Below are 23424 nucleotides of genomic sequence, written 5' to 3' on the forward strand. Positions count from 1 at the left end.
ATTTATTATTATGTCTTCTAAATTTAAGTTATCCAGAAGTATAGCCGGTCAATTACAGTCTATACTTAACGTTTCAACAGGAATTAGCAGCGCATTTGTTTCACAACGGCGCAATTATCGTTATAAAGCAATTCCGTCCCACAATATGACCTCGCAGAAGTATAGGGATCCTAAGGGAGATCCAATAGGAGGTTATCTGCCCGATGAGGAATGCGATGAAACAGTTAAGCATGTTCTTAATCGGCTCAGAATTCCCGAAGACGTAGATAGCCATCTCAGCGACATCTTCAAAGAGGTATATGGTGAAGATGTTCAGGATATTGATGATATTCATGGTGCGGCATATCCGTCTACTGCCTCTGAAAACATCATTTCTCCTATCAAAAACATTGGCGGAAAGGATTCCTCTGCGCCAGACCACATTACCTGGCCAGCATTCTATAAAAAACCATTAGTCTCCATTGGTGGTCTTATCAGAAATGTCGTTTATGCAAACCCGAAAAGCGATATTATGCGGAATCTCGATTTCGTCGATTCTATTGAGGATAAGATTCAAGAAGGCCCAGGAAAACTCAGTTCCGTCGCTCAATTTTATGTCGGTCGAGGAACTCCGGTTTCCTTTGATAGCTTAAACTTCCTACTCGAGGAAAAATTCGGCAGAAAGCTGACCGACAAAGAACTGCAAGATCCCAAAATTGTCTCACATTATGTCGAGCAATATTTAGACGATATTCTTCCCGGGATTTCCAAAAAATTTAAAGTTGATATGAAAAAAAGAAATCTCCTGCGTTCACTTATTATCCCCCCATTCCTCGATTGTTTGTCAGTTCCAAGTAAAAGGAGAAGGAAACGGGTATGTAGGTGTGGAAGTAGGACGCCCGAGCTTTTCCTACATCGGTCAGAACCTCGTACAAAATTCTCATGAGCAAGTACTGGATCCGGCTGTATTCCAAGGTATGGTATATGGCCAGATCCCACCTAAGAATATTCCAAAAACGCTCAATGAGCTAAAGGAAACGCTGCCGACACTCACAAGAGATAACTTCTACAAGATAAACACAAAAATTCCCTATGAAGAGATCTCAGATAATCGCAAATCCTTAGTTAAAGAATTAAACCTGCTTTTTGATGAAAAAGAGGACAAAGCAATTTATACAACTGATGGCGTTCCCGCCGCCATACTTACCCTGATAGTGGCTTATGCAGACCGACTGGCTCGTGTACTATATTTCCTGATAGGCCCTGGCCCCGCTGATGCCTTGGTATTTGGCGGGTACTTCGCCCACGACGCGCGTGAAGGCCAAAGTCGAGCTTGTGAAGCTTTGCTAATTTACGCTTGTTACATAGCTGGCATAGACGTTAAAGATATGCTCTCTATTCTCAAGAAATTGAGGCAATATGATTTCTCGCAGGAAATGCGCGAGTCCGTCTATGAAAATTTTCTCTATGTCAAATTATCGGATACGGGCACTGAGGGTACTGAGGGTACTGAGGGTACTGAGGGTACTGAGGGTACTGAGGGTACTGAGGGTAACCAGGTTACAATCTATAGCAAAGAAGAAGCGCTAAATTGGCTGAATTTATCTACCAATACTTTTGTTATGATGAGTATTTATAAAGATATTTTGACTTCGGCGGAAAAGAAAATAGAAGAAGCCAAAATATTAAAAACTGTAGATAAAGAAGCAGAGAAGGTTAAAGAGACCGTACAGAACGGGACACTTAACCTCATGCGCAGATATGAGCATTTGTGGTCACTATCTGTCTTTCAGCTTGTGGAATTATATGACCTGTATGGCGCAGAAATTCTTCTCGATAAAGTTGATGAAAACCAGACTAATCAAAAAGCTATGAAACAGAAAAAATCCAGCGGCTTTTTGACGTTTACAAAAGCCGTCGTTGAGGAAAAAATCAGTAAATTAGAAAAAAGATCAGCACCACGCCGACCGATCCAACTTCCGAGGAAATATCTGTTTCGCAGAGTTCTCTAGATTTGGCTAATAAGGCGCTCGCACGCCTTAAACAGATTGAGACTGAAATTTTGGGGTAAAGCGATTAAAAATGGGAATGGCTGTTCTAGTGTAACGGTTTGCCTTCCTGAATGAGTCGATATGATTTCAGTACTGTCAAACTGGAATAGATATAAAAATTTCTTTCTCGGGCGGATTCCACAGTAGTTTTGGGATCCGCCCAATTTTTCCTGCGCCTTGCACAACACCGTCTATATAATCTCGCTAGATCTATCCGCGCGATTGAAGCAGTCTAATGCCAGAATATAGCTCTTTTCAGCACCCGGAAGGAAGATTTCCGCAGATGATCCCTAGCTCCTTGAGCGGTCACAGCAAAGGTACGGTCACACCGTTTCGCGGACCAGGACTTCCTTGACCTTAGTGGCGATTTCTTTCAATGAGAAAGGCTTGGGGAGGAAGTCGATTTTACTGACATCGAAATCGAGATCTTTACGGAACGCATCCTCCGCATAGCCGGAAATGAAGATGACTTTCAGGTCCGGCATCTCGCCAAGAATTTCCTTCACCAGTGTCGGCCCATCCATTATCGGCATGACAACATCGGAAATGAGCAAGTCGATCACCCCTTCATGCTCATGGGCGACTTCAAGTGCGGCCTCCCCGCAGTCGGCCTGCAGAACCGTATACCCCTTGTTTTCAAGCGCGCGCGCAGCAAATAGCCGGACCGGATCTTCATCTTCCACCAGCAAGATCGTTCCTTTGCCTGTCAGGTCCCGATGGGTCGGTTGCGGCGCTATTCCTGTAGTATTTGTGCGTTTTGCGTCCTCCAGATAACGCGGTAGGAAGATGCTGAAGGTCGTGCCTGCCTCTTCATTATTCTCAGCGAAAATAAAGCCGCCCGTCTGCTTGATAATACCGTAAACCGTACTGAGGCCGAGCCCCGTTCCCTCCCCGACCTTCTTCGTTGTGAAGAAAGGATCAAATATCTTCTCGATCACATGGTCAGGAATTCCGGTTCCCGTGTCCGATATCTTGACAAGGATATAGTCACCGGGCGGTATCAGATCATTAAAATCTTTCTGTCCCGGCGCAATCGTCAGGTTCTCGGTCTCAAATGACAGGAGCCCATCGCCGGACATGGCGTCACGGGCATTCACCGCAAGATTGATAACCACCTGTTCAAATTGCCCCCGGTCCACCTTAACCAGCCAGAGATCACGGGCATGATTGATCTTGAGCTGGATCGCCTCCCCGATCAACCGCCGGAGCAGGTTAGAGAGTTCTGCCAGAACATCGGTGATATCTGTTACTTCTGGCCGCAATGTCTGCTGGCGCGAGAAGGCCAGAAGCTGCCGGACGAGACCGGCGGCGCGATTGGCATTTTGCTTAATCTGGTTTATATCTGAATAGGACGGATCGCCCACCTGATGACGCAACAACAACAGATCACAAAAACCGATCATCGCGGTGAGAAGATTGTTGAAGTCATGGGCAATACCACCAGCAAGTTGTCCAACAGCTTGCATCTTCTGGCTTTGCGCGAACTGGACTTCCAGGTTTCTCTGTACAGAAGTATCTATCACATGAACGAGGAGTCGCTCAGCGGAGGGATCATCGCCGATAATCGCGTTGATATAAAGGCTTGCCGCACGTTCCGTCGCGCCAAGGAGTTTTACCTCCGCCGATGGCGCGGCCATATTGCTCGCGCTTGCCTCGATCAACTTTTGCTTGAGTGTCTCGCGATCCGCCTCTTCCACCAGTTCGGTGACATGGCTGCCGATGGCCTTGCTGATCACGGTGCCGGTCAGCGCGCGAAACGCCGGGTTTACCTCCAACACGATACCGGTCGCATCAAGCAGCAGAATACCGATCGGCGCGGCCTCGAAAAAGCGGCGAAAATGCAACTCGGCATTCGCCACCCGTTCGCGCCATTCCTGTTCCTGCAGCAACTCCCGCACCACGGAACGAGACCCCATCAACTCGCCATTTTCGCCGCGAATGACCGTCTGTGTTACATGCACTGGCAGCACCGTACCATCCCGACCGCGCAAGGTTAGTTTGCCTTCATAAAGTGGCCCGTCAGCGGACACAATCTCCATCAGGTCGAGTTGATCCTCGTTCGATTTGACCACGAGATCCGAGAAGGCAAATTGCCCGTCGCTCAGCTCTTCCTGCTGATATCCCAACCAGTCAGCAAGTATCCGGTTCACGAACTGGATATTGCCATCCTCACCCAGAGAATAAAAGCCGACCGGCGCATTATTGAAATATTCAGAGAGCTTTTCATGCGCAACACGCTCTTCTTCCTCAAGCCGATGTTGCCGCGTCGTCTCTGTCACGTACCAGATGATATTGTCGGGCATAACATCTATGGCATGGGCAAGAATAGAGAGCCAGCGTCCGCTTTTGGTTTCGATGTCAATGCGTTCACCAGTCATGCCGTCATAGACTGCAGCCTTTAAGAGCCTGTCGATCTCTGACCGAACGTCCGCATCGTCCGCAAAATAATCACTGAGCGTTTGACCAATATCCTTCGTCGGAAGCTCCAAAAGGGTGCAATAGACCTCATTCGCATAAACGAACCGCCCGTCTTTCGTTGTGAGCAGCCGACCCTCCGGACTGGAGGAAACCACGTCGGAGAGAAGATCGACGTTCCCGCTCGCGGCTTGGCGCAATCCATGAAAGATCAGATACCAGAGACCAAGCCCCATAGCGCCGACAACCATAACGCTAAGGATAACGATATTGACAAAATCCAACTCCTGTCCCAACAGAGCGGAAATGACAATCAGCGCAGCGACAAGGAAAAAGGCGGCTGCCAACTGCCGGGCATCCACACCCATAAAAAACTTCGGATTTCGCCGTCTATTCCGTCGTTGCACCATCTGGACCTGCTAGTTCGTCTGTTTCTTTTTGTTGAGCCGCATGACATAGCCGATAATTTCGGCAACCGCCTTAAAATGCTCATAGGGAATTTCATCATCGAGATCGCAGGCTTTGTGAAGAGCCCGCGCAAGCGGAGGATTTTCGACGATTGGAATGTCATTTTCGGTCGCGAGTTCTCGAATTTTTGCCGCAATATTATCCATGCCCTTGGCAACGACCACAGGCGCGCGTTCGTCCTCCGGTTTATACTGCAGGGCCACCGCAAAATGGGTTGGGTTAGTGATCACGACATCGGCTTCCGGCACCGACTGCATCATCCGCTGACGAGAGCGTTCTGCCCGCAAGGCCCGAAGGCGCGCACGGATCATCGGATCACCTTCCGTTTGCTTGAACTCGTCCTTGATTTCCTGCTTGGACATGCGGAGTTCTTTATTGTGATTGTAACGCTGATACATAAAGTCGAGGCCGGCAATAATACTCATCACCGCGACCACCCCCGCCAGCAACAGGAGCGCGCTGGTCCTGAATCAGTTCAAGCACTTGCGATACATCGTAAGAGACAATGACAGGAAGCTGGTCCATTGATGGCAGGACAAACAAGATGGCAATCGCCCCCACGAGGGTGATCTTGAAGAGACCCTTCAAAAACTCGACGATTGATTTTAGGGAGAAAAGCCGTTTGAAGCCTTTTAGAAGGGAGAGCTTCTCCAGCTTGGGCTTTATCCGCTCCGCCGAGAAGACCGGACGGTGCTGCACCAAATTGCCAAGCAACCCGGCCATCATCAGCGTGCCGAGTGCCGGCGCCACAACGAAAATAACGGCCCAGCCAAGATCGCCAAAAACCTTCCCCAGATGGAAGCGATCCGTCGCAATGGCGTGAGGTTGTTCAACAAATTTAAGAAGATCAAAAGTAAGGCCGTTACCTAGTCCGGCGACAAAGATCATGACAACCAGCGTGATCCCAATAGTCATGAACCAATGGCTGACCTCCTGCGATTTCGGCACCTGCCCTTTCTTGAAGGCATCTTCAAGTTTCTTCGCGGTCGGTTCTTCGGTTTTTTGGGCATCATCTGTATCGTCAGCCAACTGCCCTTACTCCCCAAGAAAGCGGATTAACGCTTCCTCGTAATAACTGATAAACCACATCATACTGGCACCAATTGTAATCGCCAGAATGGCAAAGGAAAGGATAATTTGCAGTGGCATTGCGACAAAGAAAATCTGCACCTGCGGCATCAGGCGATTGATCAGGCCGATCCCCATGTAAAATGTAATTCCGAAAACCAAAAATGGTGCGGACATTTGAAAGCCGAGCAGGAATGATTGCTGAACAAAATCCGTGATCAGCATGCTGATACTGCCGAAATCCGGGACTGCCCCTACCGGGAATAAACGATAAGTGGCGAAAGTTCCTTCAATAAACAGATGATGCATGTCAGTGACAAATATCATTGTCAGCCCCATCAACGTCATGAAGGTACTCGTGATGGCGCCCTGTGTCATTTGCGCCGGGTCAAAAAACTGCGCGGCAGCAAGGCCGGATTGCTGCGCGATAATTGTCCCTGCCACATGCAGGCTGCTGAGCAGGAGCCGGAGCACACCGCCCATCACAAGCCCGATCACCAACTCCCCGACAATTAGCAACAACAGCCCGATCGGTGTCGACGGTTCCGGAGGGATTTGAGAAGCCGCAAAGGGCATCACAAGAAAACTGACGCCAAGCGCAATGGACAGCCGTACGCGGGTCGGAATAAACGCCTCCCCAAAGCCTGGAACTACCATGAAGGCCGCACCAATACGGACAAACACCACAAGAAAGGCAAAGATATTAACGTTGAGGAATTCGTCCAGCATCTAGCGGCGCCCGGCGATCATACGCCTGAGATACGCTGCGCGATCTGTTCCATCAACCCGATCATGGAAGAAATCATGAATGGCATAAAAATGATCAGGGAGAGAAAGATTGCCAGGATTTTGGGAACGAACACCAACGTCATTTCCTGCACCTGTGTCAGGGCCTGAATAAGGGCGATCACAAGACCAACCCCCAACGCGACCAACATGACCGGCGCAGAGACAGAGAGCAGGACCCAAATCGCCTCGCGAACTACGTCAACGACATCGGTTGGGCTCATGTTGCATCAATCCTTATGCTGTAAAAATACTATTACAGGCTAGATTGGCATTTTTATGATGTCTTGATAAGCCTGAATTACACGATCTCGCACTGCGACCACGGTTTCAAGGGTTGCTTCGGCGTTGCTGACCGCCGTCACGATATCCGCAAGGCCGGTATTACCGGTGATTGCCTCAAGGCTGACCTGCTCCGCATTGACGCCGGTTTTAACCGCATCAGCGCCGGCATCGGACAGCATTTCCGCAAAGCTCGGCCCTTCAATTGCCGCCTCAGAAGCCGCCTCAGGCTTGACGCCCAGAGAACTGTTAATTGCTTTTGAATAAGCTTGTGTCGCCGCTAAGGCGCTAGTATCTGCCATTGTCTACCCTCCACTCGTCCCTATTGTTTCAAGATGTCCAGCGTCCGCATGATCATCTTTTTCGACGCTTCGATAACACCTAGATTTGCCTGATAGGACCGCTGGGTTTCCTTCATGTCCATAATCTCAACCAGGGAATTAACGTTCGGCATCTTGACATAGCCATCCGCATTTGCGGCGGGGTGGCTTGGATTAAACTTGAGGTCAAATTCCGTCTTGTCTTCACCAATACGGCCTACCTTGACTTTGGTCACATTTTCTTCGCGGTCGAGAACATTGCGGAAGGAAATAGTTTTCCGCCGATAGGGATCTTCGTCAGGCGTCTTGCCCATACTGTCCTTATTTGCCAGGTTTTCCGAGATAACCCGCATCCGCTTGCCTTGGGCATCCATACCCGAGGCAGAGATGGACATTGTTTTTAAAAGATCCATGTTACCGGTTTCCTTCTCTAATCCGATTAACGGCGACCAAGGGCTGTTTTTAACATCCCCAGATTCTTCTTATACAGCGATGTGGTCAGCTCATACTGTATTTGCGTTTCAGCGACTTTCATCATCTCTTCTTCAAGGAGCACAGCGTTACCAGTAGGTGTCATTTCGCTTATGTCCCGATTTACCTGTGTCTCATAACTTGTTATTTCATCAACAAAAATATGCTTTTTGTTCGTCCTGTTGATCGAAACACTCTTGTCTTCAGGTGCATCGATCATTTCGCGAAATTCCAGCGGCTTGAGATCACGCGCGCGATAGTTTGGCGTGTCGGAATTGGCAATATTCTGCGCCAGCACCTTTTGCCGGGCGGTCAACCATTTCATTTTCTCCGTCAGCGCGGCGAAAAGAGGAATTTTTTCCAAATTCATATCAGGATCGCTTCTGTTCGCGGTTTTTCCTGACCTTACATTAGGGGAGAAACCTTAACAGACTATGAATTTGAAGAATTTGTGGATGGCAGGCACAAAAAAAACGCCCCGATAAATCGGGACGTTTCTGTCATTCTGAGCTGAGCCGCGCTATTAAGCAGCTTCCCAAGCTTCCGGTTCATAATTCTGTATCCGGTCGGCAAATTTTTCGACCAAGGCATCATCAGCGAGCTTACTCGTGACTAACATATCGTCAATATGCACCTCGGCTTCGACAACCGTCACGCTTTTTTCCAGCAGGACTTCGTTGATTTCCTCGGTGGAAACAACACTCCGTCCTTCCAGCAAATCTGCTTCGGCAAGAACTTTCGGTGCCTCCTCAATCAGAGCAACCGGCTTGTTGTCTTCCATGAAACCGCGCATGAAACGGGCTGTCTGCGGATCAGAAATGAGCCGGTTCACATGGCGCGAGCCACCAGGAATAATAACAGCATCGAAATGATGGGACATAGAGGTTGCAAGATGCGCATTCGCAGGGAAGAAATGTCCCCAGCCATTGCCGTGCCAGCTATTGACGACGCCTTTTTCCGGCGAGACGATTTTAACATCCGCTCCGGTCAGGACGAGAGCCTTGTGCAGGCTTGTCATATGGGATTCTTCAAAACCGTTGGCAACAAGAATGGCAACGGACTTGCCATTTAACGCATTTTCCAAGTCACTCATATAATCCATACCCCTTTAGTTTGTGGCATCCACCGCGCGTTTCAAATTACTGAACGACGGGAGCATTCAATATTACATGGCAATTCTCTACTGGAACGGCCAATCGTGTCACAATGACATTTGTTCAATTTCTTTTGTGCAAATCGGAGCCATCGCTCCTGTCAGTAATGCTGCACAGTGCCGGGAACAATAAATAAAGGCTATGTCGCCATTGCCCAGCGAGGCGGAACATAGTCGTTCCCAATCCGAGTTGCAAGAAAGAAGTTGCATGTTTGGGCCATTTCTGCGCTCCGATTAAGTAAAATTTAAGCACAAATATCTATGTTCAGTGACGCAGGTCACTTCTGGCCGGAGATACTGATGTCACAAAATGAACAAGACACTCCACGAAGCAATGATGACACCATCGCAGTCGCTTTGAATTATGACGAGTCTCCGACGTCGCTGGCCCGGGTAACAGCGAGTGGTAAAGGCGAGGTAGCCGAACAAATCTTGCAATTGGCGTTCGCTCGTGGTGTAAAGGTGCGCACCGATTCTGATTTGGCACAGATTTTGTCAGAAATAGAGGTGGATTGCCCCATTCCACTTGAGGCATTCGCCGCCGTTTCGGAAATTCTGTCCTATCTGTACAAGTGCCAGGATAAATAGTCAGTTTGATTAGTAAGCCTCTGATGAAAAATTTTGCGACAATAAATGCCGATATATCCGACGTACTGAACGACATTACGGAGTATCTGGACCAAACACGACGCGGGATCATGATCGACATGGGATCATTACCGCAAAAAATTGTTCATCTTCAAGGGCGAGTCCAGAACGCACCAAAGGATGAACGGCAGGAATTGTCCCAATTTATGACGCAGGTCATGCAGTCCCTCAACATCCTGTCTGACGAAATTCAGAAACGATATGATTCATTAAGCAGCGATATCAGCACGCTCGAAAACCACACCCATAAAGAATAGTTTTCAAAAACCCTTCAGCCCGCTACTGTATGTCCGTGACGCGTAAAAATGATCGGATGGATATTTTAATGGCAGGCCAATGGATCCCGTACAATACCTGAAATATATTGTCGGCTTGTTGATTGTTCTGGGTCTTATTGCGCTCATCACACTTCTCGCCCGGCGCTTCGGAATGGTGCCGAGAGCTTCTCGGGACCCGTCCGCCCCTAAACGTCTTGCTGTATCTGATGTCATGTCCATAGACGCCAAGCGGCGGCTGGTCCTTGTCAAACGTGATGACCGGGAACATCTCCTGCTGCTCGGTCCGGAACATGATGTCGTTGTCGAGCGGAATATCTCTGTCAATGAAAACGCCGAACAGGGCGATGTGAAAAACGCATGATAAAGTATCGTAAACCGGATCGTCTTTGCGGCATTAAATTGTCCAGTACCAACCTTGCCGCCCTTGCCGTCGCCATAATCGTCATGGCACTCCCGCTTGAGGTACTGGCGCAGTCCGTTTCCCTTGATCTTGGGGAAGATGCGGGCCCGCTGACCGGCCGGATTGTCCAGCTTGTCGTCCTGATGACAGTGCTGAGCCTGGCACCCGCGATACTGATCGTCACCACGTCTTTCACACGCCTGATTGTCGTGCTATCCCTCCTCCGAAGTGCGCTCGGTGTGCAGGCGACGCCGCCGAACGTCGTGATTATCTCCCTCGCCCTGTTTCTTACCGCCTTTATCATGGCGCCAACATTTGAGGCCGCCTATGAAAATGGTATTGTCCCGCTGATCGATGAAGAGATTAACGAGACCGAGGCATTTGATCGCACCGTGATCCCATTCAAGAACTTTATGCTCCAGCATGCGCGGGAGAAAGACATTCTTCTCTTTATGGATTTAAGCGCCACGCCCGAAACTGAAACACCGGAGGATGTACCTCTCCAAGTTCTGGTGCCCGCCTTTATGATCAGTGAGCTTAAACGTGCGTTCGAGATCGGGTTCCTGCTGTTCGTACCCTTCATCGTGATCGATATGGTGGTGGCCTCTATTCTCATGTCCATGGGTATGATGATGTTGCCGCCGGTCATGATCTCCCTCCCCTTCAAGCTGATCTTCTTTGTTCTGGTGGACGGATGGAATTTGGTCGCGAAGAGCCTCGTTGAAAGCTTCGTCAATGGGCCGGGGTAACGGTATCTCCTCTATTTTAAGAATGGTGCCGTTTGGAAGGGCGGGCATTGCCGCCGTTCTGCTTGCCTGCCTCGCCATTCTCTATGTTATCGTCCCGCTTATCTCCAACGAAGCACCCGCGCAAGGGAGCTGGTCTGAGACAACCCCTTCCCTTAACCTCGCACATATCTTTGATGGAGAGATCAACCGGCATGGCAAGCCGGTCGGTTTTCACGTCGCGCCGAAAGAACCTATGGGTGCGACGTCACGCATCAGGAATATTCTGTCCGGACCAAACCGGGCCGGTGTATATACCGCCATGGTCGAGATATTTGATGCGGGCGAACACCGATGGAAAGAAAAATTCTCCAGCTTCTTTCCCGATGATTTTTCCCGGCAGCAAGTCATCGACAGCATATTGTTCGCCCATTCAAACAATCGCCTACCGGAGGGATCGCGCTGGCGCGGACCGTCGGGACATGGCTTCCTGATCGAAGGGTACAGGTTCGGCAATGGCGACATTAATACCGCCTACCCTCTATATGCCAAGGATTAGGCCCCAACCATGCTGGAAATTCACCTGAAGATAGATAAAGAAACGGGTCTAATAGAGGCCGAATTATCCCCTGAAAACATACTGTTGAAAGAGTTTTTTGAAACTGAAATACAAGGAGATATCGCACTCGTCGACTATTTAAAGACAAAGGCAACCGGGCCGCAGGACGAGGATTATGAAATCACCGGCAACGGCTTTACTCTGACTCTCTCCCCTGATCGCTATATTATCACGCCAATCTATGAGGACACGCGCGCGCCAAAAGACGGCCCGCGCGATGATTTCTTTCTACTTCTTGATCACTGGCGTCAGGTTCTAAGTCATGAAACCAGAGAAAATTAACGGTTTGTTAATAAATTAGCTTCTATAACGTGTATATTAGAAAATCATTATTCGATAAATATTATTTAAAATTGTATTGATTGGAGTCTATAATGACGTCAATTCTGGGTTCAGCCATCAGCGGCATGGCCGCTGCTACCAAACGGGTCGAAGTATCCGCGCAAAACCTTGTCAATGCGAACAGTGTCGGCACGCCCGGCGCTATGGACGAAAATCAATCCTACAAAGCCGTTGAACCCGTTCAAACAACAGACGAAACCGGTGCGCCGAACGTCAAGGTCCGGGAAAAGGATCCGGCAACGGCTCATGTCTATGCACCGCAAAATCCACTCGCCAATCAGGAGGGGCTTGTTGAAAGTCCAAATGTGGATATGGCGGAAGAAATTGTGAACCAGAATGTCGCTCTGCACAGCTATCGTGCAAATGTCAAAATGTTCGAAGTTTGGAGCGAACTTCAGAAAACCGCCATAGATTTAAAAAGCTGATCTCTCAGCACCTAGCCTAAATTTTCAATCGATTTGACAGTGAGCCGGGGCTCAAACAGCCCCGCGATACTGCAGGCGCCAGCGATATTCGCGATTTCTATTGATACAAGGCTCGCCATTGGTTTATCCGGTTTGCGATAAGCGACCGGACGTCCTGCCTCAATCGCGACATCAATATGTCGGGGATCAAGAGCCAATCCTTCTCCGGTAACTTTCATACGGGCTTCTTTCGCGGTCCAAAGCCAGAAGAACAACTCCCTGCGGTCAGTCTCCTCTCGCAATGCATTGAGGGCGCCCTGCTCCATCTCCGTATAATAGTGGCGGCTTAAATCGTCGATTTCTACCTTGCGATCAAACATCTCTACATCAACGCCAATTTCCCCGCTTCGCGTAACGGCGAAGACAGCGGTATCGGCCGAATGGGACATGTTGAAATAGATATTTTGTGACGGAAGATAAGGTTTACCGCGTTCGCCTGTCTGTAAGCTGATCTCCGTCGGACCAACATCCATATATGCCGCCAGGATATAGCGAATCTGGCCATGCGCCCGCACATAGCGATTGCGATGAAGATCGAAGCGGAACCGTTCCGCCCGCGCCCGCTCCGCCTCGCTGAGCGCTTGCCAACATCTCTCGTAATCAAGCGGACCACCCTCACCAATATCAGCGTGGTAGATGTGAGTGTTTTCCTGCTCAAACGCGATCATAAAACCATAAACTCATTCAAAGTAACCTTTTTTCCAGCTAATGGCCCATGATAGCGAGAAGAAAACTATTGCGACAGGGCCAAATTCAAGACCCGGATTTTCGTCAATATGAAATCGTCAGTTGATCGCGATCAATGCCATCTCACGCCCCCTCCGTATAGTGACGACTACCTCAAATTAGATCAGGGAGGTTACATGTCGCAGGTTATCGCGAAGCTTCAGGAGGATCACCGGCGAATGTCCGTGCTTCTGGAAGTGTTGGAACGGGAGGTAGTCACTTTCTCGAAGGGGAATAGTCTTAATTTTTTCATGGTAGAGACAATCCTCGACTATATCGTGAATTTCCCTCAAAGATGCCATCATCCGATTGAGAATTTTCTTCTAAAAAGCCTGACCCGCCGAAATCCGGAGGCAGGTGCCGTTGGCGCGGAAATTCTGGATGAGCATGAAGAACTCACAAATATCATTACCCGCTTCTCGAATGAAGTGAAACGCATCAAGCTGGAAGAACCTATTCTGCGCGAGGAACTTCTCGAGACGGTGTGTGAATATAAGGCGATTTTACATCAACATATGCGTAAGGAGGAAACGATTTTCTTTCCGGCGGCGGCGAAGTCCCTTATTCAGGCCGACTGGGATGTGATTGAAACACGGATGCGCGATAAGGGTGATCCGGTCTTCGGCCGGGAAGCAGATCGCGAATATCGCGCACTGCACAAGGTCATTGTTGATTGGGGGCAAAGGTAAATCAACACCAATCCACTTTTTCCCTCAGTTTTCTACCGTAGTCGCCATGCCTGTGTCCGCTTCAGTATGCCCTTCGAAACAGCGAGATGTATGATGCGAGCGGCGGCATTCGTATAGAAAATCATCATTCCCATTGCGGCGGCGGGCGCCACATCCCCTGCGTCATCCATATTCAGCACCGCGATTGAGGCAAGCGCCGTGTCCGTCGAATACAGGAACACGACTGCCGAAACCGTCGTCATTGCATTCACGAAAAGATAAATCGCGATATCCAATATGGCGGGCATGCAGACGGGCACAGTCACGCGCGCGAACAACTTATAAAAAGGCTGCTTCAGGGAGGAGGCGACGGATTCAAACTCCCCATCCATCTGTTTTAGCGCGGTAACCGCCGTCAGATGCGATACCGTATAGAAATGGGTAATAGTAACAATGACAAGGATCGCCATCGTGCCATAAATAGTGTTGAGAGGATTATTGGGGTCATTGAAAAAGAAGATGTAGGCGAGTCCCAGAACCATCCCCGGAATTGCCATCGGCAGCATCGCAAGGAACTGAAAAATACCACGGCCAAGGCGAAAGCTTCTGGTTTTATCTACCATATAGGCGCCGATAAATACCACAATGGTTCCAAAAAATGCCGTCAACAGGCCAAGCTTGATGGAGTTGCCATAAGCCTCCCATCCGCCGCCATCCATCACATCGAAATTGTAGTTTTTCAGGCTGAGGGAAAGATCATAAGGCCAGAATTTGATCAGCGCCGCAAATTGGCAAACGCCGAGAATTCCAACGATGAAAATCGCGACCAAGCTACAATAAGAAAAGCAAATACGATCAAATTTCCGGTCCGGCTTAGGCTCGAACACCACGGAGCGGGCGGATAGAAGAGCGACCTGCTTCTTCTGCACCTGACGATCAACCGCAAATGCAATAAAGGCGGGCATAAGCAGAACGACAGAGACCACTGCGCCCATCTCAAAATTCTGCTGGCCAATTACTTGCTTATAGATATCGACGGCCAGCATATTATACTGCCCGCCGATCACCTTCGGCAGGCCGAAATCAGTAATTACCAGATTGAACACAACAAATGCTGCCGAGATCAGGCCGTATCGGGCGCCCGGGATTGTGACCGTCCAAAAGGTCTTCCAAGGGCTCGCACGAAGTGAAACCGCCGCTTCATAAAGCCGCGCATCCGAAATGGCAAGCGCCGTCGTGATAATGATAAAAGCGTGCGGAAAAGTGAAGAAGATGGAACCCAAAACAATGCCATAGGGTCCATAAATGGATTCCCCCATCATCACCTCTTTCAGCATCCCCTGATTACCGAAAAGATAGACAAGTGCGATACCGGGCAGAAGAGATGGCACGAGGATCGGAGCCATCGCAATCAGACGAAACATCCCTTTCAGGCGCATGCAGCTTCGGCTCAGCGCATAGGCGAAGGCGAAGGCGAGACTGACGGTGACGATGGTACTGACAATCGAAATAAAGAGAGAATTCTCAATCGATCGAAAGAGCGAGGGCGTCGAGAAATATGTCGTAAAGTTACTAAACCCGAAGGATTGAACCGGGCGAAGAACGATCCGCCGGAACGTATTGGAATCCACCTCACGCCAGTCTGTGCCCGTCATCCGGTCCGAACCGATCAGATAGACCGCGTCCGCTGTCGTTCCACGAATTTTATATAGAACAGGGCTTCGAAAACTGAAATCAGGGAACAAAGGCGTCAGGCTCAGCCGGCCGTCGCTACTCGTCGCCATTTCATCCTGCGGAATAGCGTTCAATTTCTCATTAAGTGCCGCAGCGGAGAAGATCGTGCCATCAAACTTTCCGCTCTCATCGCTGACCTGCAGTTCGATTTGAGAAAGATCAAACTGGAATGTCGAGAACGCTTTCGACAACATGGCATAAAGCGGAAACGCAAGCGTTACGATCAGGTAAAGCGCGATGGCAAAGATAAATCCTCGCATCATCAGATCGTCCCGCCCGAGCTTTAACTTAACGGGCCGCTCATTCGGAAGACTGTCAGGCGTTATTACGCTCATTCCTAATCACCCGCCGGTCGTGCAAAAACCTTTAACCGGTTACTCGGGATTTCAATCACGAGATCCTTCTCTGCCTCTAGATCCAGCCGCCGCACCGCGTTAATGGAAAAATCAGCGATAAGCTCTTGCGCACCAAGCGCCTCACTCCTCAGTCGGCACCGCCAAAAGGAGCCTAGAAACTCCATTTCGGTAATCCGGCAGTTGATTGCATTATCAGGCTCTTCCATGGGCTCCTTCGCTGATTCCCCATGCGGAATAATATCTTCCGGTCGTACTGCCGCGATTACCTCGCTACCGGGTTGAAAGTCACCACCACCGGACGTAAATTCTTTCTGGCCGACGGTTACCATCGCAGAGGTGCCAAAGATCGCCGGGAGTTTGTTCATCTCGCCAATAAAATCCGCAACAAAAAGCGTCGCTGGTTCGCGGTAAATGTCGGTCGGTGTACCAATCTGTTCGATCACGCCATGGTTCATCACCACAATCCGGTCCGCCATGGAGAGAGCCTCTTCCTGATCATGGGTGACCATGATAGTCGTGATACCGAGCTTGCGTTGCAGATCCTTCACCTCATGCCGCAAATGTACCCGCACCTTCGCGTCAAGGGCCGATAAGGGCTCGTCCAGCAGCAAAAGTCCTGGCGACATGGCAATTGCTCGCGCAAGGGCGATCCGTTGCTGCTGTCCACCGGAAAGCTGAGCCGGATATTTTTTCCCCTGATCCGGCAGGCCAACAAGTTCCAGCAGTTCCGTGACCCGGGCCGAAATCGCAGTCTTCGAGAGACCTGCATTCTCAAGGCCGAAGGAAATATTCTTCTCAATCGTGAGGTTAGGAAAAAGGGCGTAAGACTGGAAAACAATACCAAAATCGCGTTCTGCCGGTGGCAGGTTGGAGATGTCATTACCCGCCTGTTCAATCGAACCCCGGCTTTGTATGTCAAGGCCTGCGATGGCGCGTAACAGGGTTGTTTTTCCGCAACCCGAAGGGCCCAAAAAGCAAACAAATTCACCTTCAGAAATGCTCAAGGAGATATCTCTTAGCGCAATAAATTCGCCGAATGCCTTCCACAGGCTATCTATCTTGAGATAGGCCTCCCCCTGAGGCTGAGCTTCGTCCACATCCAATTCACCGGTTGCCTCAGCTAGCATGTTTCCCCATCCCTAATATTCTAACTCGTACAGTATAAAAAAAGGCACCGCAAATGCGATGCCTTCTTTTTGGTTGTTTGGATTAGCTCTTGGCCTCTGATTTTGAATCATAGCGTTTCTGCCACTCTTCCAGAATTGCCTTGCGATTGTTCGCGGCAAATTCAAAATCATTGTCGATCATTTTCTCCAGCAGATTTTCCGGGAAGAATTTGACCGGCTTGGCAACGCCATGATACGCAACAACGGCATAGCCGGTGTTATACATCACGTTGGCATCCTTCGTAACTGTCCAGTCTACGAGGGTTTTAGCCGCATCGAGATTATCCGTTCCCGCAACAATCGCGGTTGCTTCCATATCCCAGCCAACACCTTCTGTCGGTACGATAATTTCAAGCGGTGCGCCGTCAGCTTTGGATTTTGCGCCACGGAATGCAAAGGAAACACCGATCGGAATTTCACCAGCAGCCGCAAGTTTACAAGGCTTGGAGCCGGAATGAGTATAACGCGCAATATTCTCATGCAGCGCATCCATATACTGCCAACCACCTTCTTCACCGAACATCTGTAACCAGCTGGAGACGTCAAGGAAGCCGGTACCGGAAGAATTCGGGTTCGGCATGATGATATGGCCTTTATACTCAGGCTTCGTCAGGTCTTTCCAGCTTGTCGGTGCCGTCAGACCAAGCTTTTCAGCCTCAACCGTATTAAAGCAAACAGAGGCAACCCATGCATCCATGCCTGTCCATGTTGGTGGCGTGCTTTTGTCGACAAATTTCTTGTCGAGCATTTCAACACCTTTCGGTGCATATGGCTCCAACATACCTTCTGATTTCATCAGGAGGAGAGAGGTTGCGGCAAGGCCCCAGATAACGTCTGCCTGAGGATTGTTTTTCTCGGCCAGCAGTTTTGCGGTGATGATACCTGTAGAATCACGTACCCAATTGATCTGGATATCCGGGTGAGCTTTATTGAACTCCTCCGCATAGCGCTTCAGGTCTTCTGCTTCAACGGCCGTGTAGACAGTCAGCTCGGCTGCCATAGCACTGTTCGCAACGAACAGGCCCGCAATGGCGGTCAAAGCCAATTTCTTCAATTGTAACATTTTGTCGCTCCCCCTTTTAAGAGATTAGTTGAGAATTAAACTTGATCATACCCACAAAGATCCACAAAGATCCAAATTTGAATCACAATCATTTGTTACTCAATGCAATAGTGGCGTAATGTGACAAATAGAAGAAATCTATTATATTTATGAAGTCATAACTTAAATCGATATATTGATAATGGCAACTACTCTCTGACAACCGCATTCTTCTGCGATTCTCAGCCTAATTCTGGGGCCATGGCAGCGAATAAGTCTTTACATTAGTAAAAAATTTCATCGCTTCCAGAACACCTTCCTTCACGCCATTCCCTGAATCTTTAATTCCACCAAAGGGCGACATCTCAATGCGGTAGCCCGGCTGCTCCCAAATATTTACCGTTCCCACATCAAGCCCGTCAATGAAATGTGTAATCCGGTCAAGGCGATTAGTGCAAACCCCTGCAGAAAGGCCGAAGGGTGTCGAGTTGGAAATTTCAATCAACGCATCATCATCGTTGGGCACCCGGACAATCGGAATGATGGGTCCGAACGTCTCATCAAACACAAGTTCACTGTCATGCGGCACATGATCAACAACGATCGGCGGCAGAAGCGCCCCGTCCCGCCCCGGATGATAGAGAATTTTCGCCCCTTGCTTCTCCGCCATGAGCACTCGATTCTCGAATGTTTCAGCCGCCTTTTCATGAATAACACAGCCGAGTTGCGTTTCTGGATCCTCCGGATCTCCAAACTTGATTTTCTTAGCGATTCCAAGAATATGTGGGACAATCTTGTCAGCGACATTCTCCTGCACAAGAATTCGTTTGATCGCTGTGCAACGCTGACCAGAGTTGCCTGTCGCGCCTGCAACCGCGATTTGGGCCGCCTTGATAAGGTCGTCATCACTCAAATCATCGAGAATAATCAGCGGATCATTGCCGCCAAGTTCCAGCGCGAGACGCTTGTACCCCGCTTTTTCGGCAATCATCTTGCCAACCGGCACACCGCCGGTGAAGGTCACAATATCCGCATGCTTGTTGATAATCATTTCCTCACCGATATCTTGCGGCCATCCGGTCACGACCTGAAACATCTCAGGTGGCAAACCCGCCTCATAGAGGATATCCGCCAGCGCAATCGCGGTGAGCGGCGTCTGCTCAGTCGGTTTACAAACAACGCAATTATTGGTGGCAATGGCAGGCGCAATCTTGTGCGACACCATATTGAGCGGATGATTGAACGGCGTGATGGCCGAAATCACATTGACTGGTTCACGCTTGGTGTAAATTTTTCGAGCTTTACCATGGGGCGTTAGATCGCATGAGAATATCTGGCCGTCATCGAGAATGGCAAGCTGGCCAGCCAACATAAAAACATCATAGGCCCGACCCGTTTCATAAAGCGCGTGCTGATGACAGATACCAAGCTCAAGTGTAATGACCTTTGCGAGGCTCTCTCTTCGCGCCTTGGATAAGTTCCGCCGCTTTGAATAGAATCTGCTGCCGTTCATAGCGTGTAAGCGACGGGCGATAATTTGCCGCAATCTCAAACGCTTCGCGCGCATGTTCGGCGTTGCCTGCGGGTACTGTTCCAATCACCTCGTTGGTATAGGGATAGCGCACTTCAACAACGCCCTTTGTTGTCACTTTTCGGCCGCCAATGCGCATAGCCTCGACAATGACCGGCCGAGCGGGTTTTGATGCTGTCATCTTGTTCACTTGGCAGCGACGAGCGCCGCGGCGCGCGTTGCATAATAGTAGGCGTCAAAATTTCGGAGCGTTGGTTTTTCCGGCAATTCCGGCATGGCGACATTCACAATGAAAGGCACGACCTGCTCGCTTACGCCACCATGAGAGCGAAGCGGCACTTCAAGACCAGACAAATCATGCCTATCCGCCGAGGTGCCTAGCACCTGATTCTCTCCGGATACAATCACAAGATCGCCGATCCGGTCTGGCGGAAGCTGAAACCGTTCTGCAGCGGTCGCCTTATCCAGCACAAGTTCGATCCCCGGAGTTGCCTCCAGCTTTGCAATCACCGCAGCCTGATCAACGTCCGGCTTGAGATAGGCCGTCGCAAAAGAACCAAGCGCGCCATGATGCACAACATAAGGGTCAGTGATTGGCAGGATAACCCGGCTCGCGCCCTCACCTGTTTCCTTATCCAACAAATCTTGCAGATAGATCACATCAGGTGTGCCATCGGCTTTATGCTTGGGCTTCATGCCGTGATCAGCAGTGACAACGATTGCGGCGCCCAGAGCATCAAGCTGGCCCAGATAGGAATCAAACATTTCATAGAAGGCGTTGGCATCGGGTGTTCCCGGAGCGGCCTTATGCTGCACATAGTCCGTTGTTGTCAGATACATCAAATCCGGCTTGAAGGAAGTCATCAGCTTCACCCCGGCATTGAACACATATTCGGAAAGCTCCGCTGAATAAACAGACGGCACCGGAATATCGAGGCTTTTTGAAGCATTGTCGATGCCATGTTCTGCAACGGTGGTGGTATCGGATTTCTCTGTCGAGAAGCAGAGCGCCCGTCCCTCATCAAACTTGAGACCGTGACCGAGCAGCGCCCGAAGCTTGTCCTTCGCGGTGACAATAGCGATGCGCTTACCCGCATCGTAAAAGCTTTTGAAAATCGTCGGCACCCTGAGGAAGCGCGGATCATTCATCATCACTTCTTCACCGGTTTCCGGATCCAGCAGGAAGTTGCCGCAAATACCATGGACGGCAGGTGGCTGTCCCGTCGCAATCGACATGTTGTTCGGGTTAGTGAAACTCGGGATCACACAATGGGCGAGATGCATGCTGCCTGTCTCGCGGAAACGCTTCATCGTTGGCATCACACCCGCATCGATCGCGGCTTCAATATAGGCGTTCTCGCACCCATCGAGGCAGATGACAACCGCTGTCCGCCCAGGAAACGGATAAGTCCGGTCATTTACGGTAACGCCATTCGGGGACATATTGTTCATTGTCTTCAAAACTCCAATTCAGATTCTTCAAGCCGCAAGGCGGGCACGTTCTTTCAGCGCAGATTCAGGGGGCTCGCGCTATCAACATTCATTTCTTCCAGGGATTCTTTTGCAGCTGCTACGACATTGCGCATCACCTGTTCGTCAAGTCGGCCAATGCAGCCAATCCGGAAACTGTCCACCACGGTCAGCTTGCCCGGATAAATGATAAATCCCTTGGCCTTCATCAGATCATAGAAGCGCCCAAACGCGAAATTCGGGTGGTCCGGATTAAAGAACGTCACGATAATCGGCGACAGCCAGCGATCCTTTAACAAGGTCTCAAAGCCAAGATCCCTCATGCCGGTAACCATGACATCGCGATTGCGTTCATACCGCGCAAGTCGAGCGGGTGCGCCGCCTTCGGCCTCATGCATTTCCAGCGCTTTCATAAAAGCGGCGACCGCATGAGTTGGGGGCGTGAAGCGCCACTGCCCCGTTTTCTTGAAATTGGCCCACTGGGCATGGACATCAAGGCTGAGGGAGTGGCTGTTACCTTTCGCGGCTTCCAGCTCAGATTTGCGGGCAATTATAAATCCGAAGCCGGGCACACCTTCAATGCATTTATTGGCAGAGGAAATCATGGCTTCATACCTGATATCGCGCACATCAAGCGGCAGCGCACCAAAAGCACTCATTGAATCAATCAGCAGTTTGCGCCCCGCCGCCGCAACAATTTCAGAGATTTCCTGCACCGGGTTCAAAATGCCGGAACTCGTCTCACAGTGGACAAGGACGACATGCGTTATTTCAGAGTCTTCTGCCAAAGCAGCCGCAACCTCAACACCACGCGGCGGCATATAGTCACCCTTGTCGATGACCAAATGGTTCCGCCCAAGATAGCGCAGTGTTTCTGCTATTCTTTTGCCATACGCGCCATTGACCAAAACCAGGGTCTTACTGTTCTTTCCAAGTAAGGAGCCCAGCATCGCTTCGACGGCGAAGGTCCCGCTTCCCTGCATCGGCACACAGTCATATTCCGTGCCATCGTCACCAGCAATATTGAGTAGCTTAGTACAGAGCGATGCCGTCATGGCCCGGAAATCACCATCCCAGGAACCCCAATCTTTCAGCATCGCCTGCTTGACTTCATAGGAGGTTGTTAACGGACCCGGGGTCAACAGATAGGGCTCTCCCATATGCGGTGCCGGAAACTCAGCAGTCGGCCGATTTTTCTCATCCATCTGCATTTATAATATCCTCACTAAAAAAATTCACTGCGGGTGATCCAGAACGTAATTAACAACGTAATATATGTAAAATCGTTAAATACAATCGATGTATAATTTTAGTTGATATTATTAGTCTTTCTGTTAGTAAGCGCTATATTATCGATACAGAGGATAGGAATCCAAATGCGATATGTTCAACTACGTGCCTTTCACTTTGTCGCCACTCAGGGCGGATTTTCGCGTGCTGCCGAAGCGTTGTCCCTAACTCAACCCGCGATATCGGATCAAGTCCGTAAGTTAGAGTGCGAGTATGACGTTTTGTTGTTTAATCGACAAAAAAAACAGGTCGCCCTTACAGATTTCGGCAAAAAGCTGCTGGAAATCACTCATCGAATGTTTGATGTGGAACATCAGGCCCATGAATTATTATCTGAATCGCGAGCTTTAGGATCTGCGAATCTGAAAATAATTGCGGATTCCGTACAGCATCTTCATCCGATCCTTGGCCCCTTCCGCCAACAATACCCGGAAGTCTTTATTTCCGTCAGCACCGGCAACACATCGGAAATTATCGAAAAACTGTGTAGTTATGAGGCAGATGTAGGCGTTTTGGGAGAAATACCGGAAGCGCGAGAGTTTGATGTTGTAAAACTGAGCTCCACCCCTATCATCGCCTTTGCCTCCAAACGAAGCTCGGCGGGCGGAATGAAATCCATATCTCTTCAGGAACTGGCTAGCAAACCCCTCGTCCTTCGGGAGAAGGGATCGAAAACACGTCAGAAACTTGAACAGATCGCAGCCGCAGCCGGACTGACCCTTAAACCGTCGATCGAAGCAGTGGGCCGGGAAGCCATCCGTGAAATTGTGGCAAGCGGCGCCGGTATCGGCATCGTTTCCGAGGCCGAGTTTGGCTTTGATGAACGTTTGTGCAAAATTGCGATTTCAGGATGCGAGCCGCTGATGGATGAGGCTCTGATCTGCCTGAAGGAACGCAGCAAGAGTAACCTTGTCGGCGCCTTCATGAAGATGGCGCAAGACCGACTGAAGCTTGAGTCTGCCGCCTGAGTAA

At 49.8% G+C, this 23424-nt stretch carries 25 protein-coding genes and 2 pseudogenes; 11 read left to right on the plus strand and 16 right to left on the minus strand.

From position 1 onward, the window contains the following. The first annotated feature begins 10 nt into the window (after nt 1-10). Entirely contained in the window at nt 11-925 is a 915-nt protein-coding gene (locus tag AC0L73_RS02090) for a hypothetical protein (protein ID WP_473654739.1), read from the plus strand. Beyond that, on the plus strand, nt 864-1991 hold the full coding sequence (locus tag AC0L73_RS02095; protein WP_473654740.1) for a hypothetical protein: 1128 nt from the start codon (nt 864-866) through the stop codon (nt 1989-1991). Before AC0L73_RS02090 ends, AC0L73_RS02095 begins: the two co-directional genes overlap by 62 nt. Before the next feature lie 362 nt (nt 1992-2353). Here the strand turns inward: AC0L73_RS02095 and AC0L73_RS02100 are convergent, their stop codons facing one another. From AC0L73_RS02100 to AC0L73_RS02140, 9 genes are all read right to left on the minus strand, one after another. After that, nucleotides 2354-4813: a hybrid sensor histidine kinase/response regulator gene (locus AC0L73_RS02100; protein ID WP_473654741.1), complete on the minus strand. Its 2460-nt coding sequence runs from the start codon at nt 4811-4813 to the stop codon at nt 2354-2356. 51 nt (nt 4814-4864) lie between these two features. Continuing rightward, entirely contained in the window at nt 4865-5338 is a 474-nt protein-coding gene (locus AC0L73_RS02105; protein WP_473654742.1) for an EscU/YscU/HrcU family type III secretion system export apparatus switch protein, read from the minus strand. After that, nucleotides 5286-5942, minus strand: coding sequence for an EscU/YscU/HrcU family type III secretion system export apparatus switch protein (locus tag AC0L73_RS02110; RefSeq protein WP_473654743.1), 657 nt, complete (start codon nt 5940-5942; stop codon nt 5286-5288). Before AC0L73_RS02110 ends, AC0L73_RS02105 begins: the two co-directional genes overlap by 53 nt. A 6-nt stretch (nt 5943-5948) precedes the next feature. Next, a complete protein-coding gene (gene fliR, locus AC0L73_RS02115; RefSeq protein ID WP_227952350.1) occupies nt 5949-6710 on the minus strand; it encodes a flagellar biosynthetic protein FliR in 762 nt (253 codons plus the stop codon). A gap of 17 nt (nt 6711-6727) precedes the next feature. Further along, a complete protein-coding gene (gene fliQ / locus AC0L73_RS02120; protein WP_227952351.1) occupies nt 6728-6991 on the minus strand; it encodes a flagellar biosynthesis protein FliQ in 264 nt (87 codons plus the stop codon). A 39-nt stretch (nt 6992-7030) separates the two neighbouring features. Then, the gene (gene fliE, locus AC0L73_RS02125; protein WP_227952352.1) at nt 7031-7351 is read right to left on the minus strand and encodes a flagellar hook-basal body complex protein FliE; all 321 of its coding nucleotides are present in this window, start codon (nt 7349-7351) and stop codon (nt 7031-7033) included. 20 nt (nt 7352-7371) lie between these two features. Continuing rightward, on the minus strand, nt 7372-7782 hold the full coding sequence (gene flgC, locus AC0L73_RS02130; protein WP_227952353.1) for a flagellar basal body rod protein FlgC: 411 nt from the start codon (nt 7780-7782) through the stop codon (nt 7372-7374). Nucleotides 7783-7808: 26 nt separating this feature from the next. Beyond that, complete coding sequence (gene flgB, locus AC0L73_RS02135) at nt 7809-8210, minus strand: flagellar basal body rod protein FlgB (RefSeq protein ID WP_227952354.1); 402 nt, start codon at nt 8208-8210, stop codon at nt 7809-7811. A gap of 153 nt (nt 8211-8363) precedes the next feature. Further along, nucleotides 8364-8933 (minus strand): DJ-1/PfpI family protein, encoded by a 570-nt coding sequence (locus AC0L73_RS02140; protein WP_227952355.1) that lies wholly within the window; start codon nt 8931-8933, stop codon nt 8364-8366. 360 nt (nt 8934-9293) lie between these two features. Here AC0L73_RS02140 and AC0L73_RS02145 point away from each other — a divergent pair, with 360 nt between their 5' ends. From AC0L73_RS02145 to AC0L73_RS02175, 7 genes are all read left to right on the plus strand, one after another. Next, complete coding sequence (locus tag AC0L73_RS02145) at nt 9294-9581, plus strand: EscU/YscU/HrcU family type III secretion system export apparatus switch protein (RefSeq protein ID WP_227952356.1); 288 nt, start codon at nt 9294-9296, stop codon at nt 9579-9581. Nucleotides 9582-9604: 23 nt separating this feature from the next. Then, entirely contained in the window at nt 9605-9898 is a 294-nt protein-coding gene (locus tag AC0L73_RS02150; RefSeq protein ID WP_227952357.1) for a hypothetical protein, read from the plus strand. 79 nt (nt 9899-9977) lie between these two features. Then, on the plus strand, nt 9978-10280 hold the full coding sequence (locus tag AC0L73_RS02155; protein WP_227952358.1) for a flagellar biosynthetic protein FliO: 303 nt from the start codon (nt 9978-9980) through the stop codon (nt 10278-10280). Further along, nucleotides 10277-11068: a flagellar type III secretion system pore protein FliP gene (gene fliP, locus AC0L73_RS02160; RefSeq protein WP_227952359.1), complete on the plus strand. Its 792-nt coding sequence runs from the start codon at nt 10277-10279 to the stop codon at nt 11066-11068. Before AC0L73_RS02155 ends, fliP begins: the two co-directional genes overlap by 4 nt. Further along, complete coding sequence (locus tag AC0L73_RS02165; protein WP_473654744.1) at nt 11040-11603, plus strand: EndoU domain-containing protein; 564 nt, start codon at nt 11040-11042, stop codon at nt 11601-11603. Before fliP ends, AC0L73_RS02165 begins: the two co-directional genes overlap by 29 nt. A gap of 9 nt (nt 11604-11612) precedes the next feature. Further along, nucleotides 11613-11945, plus strand: coding sequence for a hypothetical protein (locus tag AC0L73_RS02170; protein WP_473654745.1), 333 nt, complete (start codon nt 11613-11615; stop codon nt 11943-11945). A gap of 92 nt (nt 11946-12037) precedes the next feature. Further along, a complete protein-coding gene (locus tag AC0L73_RS02175; RefSeq protein ID WP_227952362.1) occupies nt 12038-12430 on the plus strand; it encodes a flagellar basal body rod protein FlgC in 393 nt (130 codons plus the stop codon). Nucleotides 12431-12441: 11 nt separating this feature from the next. Here the strand turns inward: AC0L73_RS02175 and AC0L73_RS02180 are convergent, their stop codons facing one another. Next, nucleotides 12442-13137 (minus strand): 4'-phosphopantetheinyl transferase family protein, encoded by a 696-nt coding sequence (locus tag AC0L73_RS02180; RefSeq protein WP_473654746.1) that lies wholly within the window; start codon nt 13135-13137, stop codon nt 12442-12444. A 195-nt stretch (nt 13138-13332) separates the two neighbouring features. On the opposite strand from AC0L73_RS02180, the gene AC0L73_RS02185 reads away from it, so the two are divergent. Then, nucleotides 13333-13884, plus strand: a complete 552-nt coding sequence (locus tag AC0L73_RS02185; protein ID WP_473654747.1) for a hemerythrin domain-containing protein — start codon at nt 13333-13335, stop codon at nt 13882-13884. 32 nt (nt 13885-13916) lie between these two features. Here AC0L73_RS02185 and AC0L73_RS02190 read toward each other — a convergent pair whose 3' ends face one another. The 6 genes and pseudogenes from AC0L73_RS02190 to AC0L73_RS02215 all read right to left on the minus strand — a co-directional run bounded on the left by AC0L73_RS02190 (nt 13917) and on the right by AC0L73_RS02215 (nt 22367). Further along, complete coding sequence (locus tag AC0L73_RS02190; protein ID WP_473654748.1) at nt 13917-15932, minus strand: putative 2-aminoethylphosphonate ABC transporter permease subunit; 2016 nt, start codon at nt 15930-15932, stop codon at nt 13917-13919. Between the two features lie 2 nt (nt 15933-15934). Continuing rightward, complete coding sequence (locus AC0L73_RS02195; protein WP_473654749.1) at nt 15935-17080, minus strand: putative 2-aminoethylphosphonate ABC transporter ATP-binding protein; 1146 nt, start codon at nt 17078-17080, stop codon at nt 15935-15937. An 82-nt stretch (nt 17081-17162) separates the two neighbouring features. Continuing rightward, the gene (locus AC0L73_RS02200; protein WP_473654750.1) at nt 17163-18182 is read right to left on the minus strand and encodes a putative 2-aminoethylphosphonate ABC transporter substrate-binding protein; all 1020 of its coding nucleotides are present in this window, start codon (nt 18180-18182) and stop codon (nt 17163-17165) included. Between the two features lie 226 nt (nt 18183-18408). Beyond that, nucleotides 18409-19873 (minus strand): annotated as a pseudogene (phnY, locus tag AC0L73_RS02205) (phosphonoacetaldehyde dehydrogenase). 5 nt (nt 19874-19878) lie between these two features. Beyond that, on the minus strand, nt 19879-21144 hold the full coding sequence (gene phnA, locus AC0L73_RS02210) for a phosphonoacetate hydrolase (RefSeq protein ID WP_227952369.1): 1266 nt from the start codon (nt 21142-21144) through the stop codon (nt 19879-19881). A gap of 27 nt (nt 21145-21171) precedes the next feature. Next, nucleotides 21172-22367, minus strand: a pseudogene (locus AC0L73_RS02215) (2-aminoethylphosphonate--pyruvate transaminase). 171 nt (nt 22368-22538) lie between these two features. On the opposite strand from AC0L73_RS02215, the gene AC0L73_RS02220 reads away from it, so the two are divergent. Further along, on the plus strand, nt 22539-23420 hold the full coding sequence (locus AC0L73_RS02220) for a LysR substrate-binding domain-containing protein (RefSeq protein ID WP_227952371.1): 882 nt from the start codon (nt 22539-22541) through the stop codon (nt 23418-23420). Nucleotides 23421-23424: the final 4 nt, after the last annotated feature.

The organism is Sneathiella sp. D3-11 (genome assembly GCF_055809395.1).